General features: G+C 69.3%; 1 protein-coding gene. It reads right to left on the reverse strand.

The annotated features are described in order from the left end of the window. A partial coding sequence (gene ispG, locus AQJ66_RS36615) for a flavodoxin-dependent (E)-4-hydroxy-3-methylbut-2-enyl-diphosphate synthase (RefSeq protein ID WP_244163049.1) occupies positions 1-1,030 on the reverse strand: 1,030 nt, incomplete at its 3' end. Position 1,031: the final 1 nt, after the last annotated feature.

The following is a 1,031-nucleotide window of genomic DNA, read 5'->3' on the forward strand; positions in this document are numbered from 1 at the left end:
CGGCGAGCTTCATGGCCTCCTCGATGAGGGTCTCCACGATCTTGGACTCGGGGACGGTCTTGATGACCTCGCCCTTGACGAAGATCTGGCCCTTGCCGTTGCCGGAGGCCACCCCGAGGTCGGCCTCGCGGGCCTCGCCGGGGCCGTTGACGACGCAGCCCATGACGGCGACGCGCAGCGGGACCTCCATGCCGTCCAGCCCCGCCGTGACCTCTTCTGCGAGCTTGTAGACGTCGACCTGGGCGCGGCCGCAGGAGGGGCAGGAGACGATCTCCAGACCACGCTGCCTCAGGCCGAGCGACTGCAGGATCTGGAGGCCGACCTTGACCTCCTCCACGGGCGGCGCGGAGAGGGAGACGCGGATCGTGTCGCCGATGCCCTGGGAGAGCAGGGCGCCGAAGGCGACCGCGGACTTGATCGTGCCCTGGAAGGCGGGACCGGCCTCGGTCACGCCGAGGTGCAGCGGGTAGTCGCAGGCCTCGGCGAGCTGACGGTAGGCCTCGATCATGACGACCGGGTCGTTGTGCTTGACGGAGATCTTGATGTCCCGGAAGTCGTGCTCCTCGAACAGCGACGCCTCCCACAGCGCCGACTCCACCAGCGCCTCCGGGGTGGCCTTGCCGTACTTCTGCAGCAGCCGCTTGTCCAGGGAGCCGGCGTTGACGCCGATACGGATCGGGGTGCCGTGGTCCTTCGCGGCGCGCGCGATCTCCTTGACCTTGTCGTCGAACTGCTTGATGTTGCCCGGGTTCACCCGGACCGCCGCGCAGCCGGCCTCAATCGCGGCGAAGACGTACTTCGGCTGGAAGTGGATGTCCGCGATCACCGGGATCTGCGACTTGCGGGCGATCGTCGCGAGCGCGTCCGCGTCGTCCTGGGTCGGGCAGGCCACCCGGACGATCTGGCAGCCCGACGCGGTCAGTTCCGCGATCTGCTGCAGGGTGGCGCCGATGTCCGACGTCCGGGTCGTCGTCATCGACTGCACCGAGACGGGCGCGTCCCCGCCGACCGCCACGGAGCCGACCTGGATC

This window comes from Streptomyces bungoensis (assembly GCF_001514215.1).
In the GTDB taxonomy this organism is placed as follows: Bacteria; Actinomycetota; Actinomycetes; order Streptomycetales; family Streptomycetaceae; genus Streptomyces; species Streptomyces bungoensis.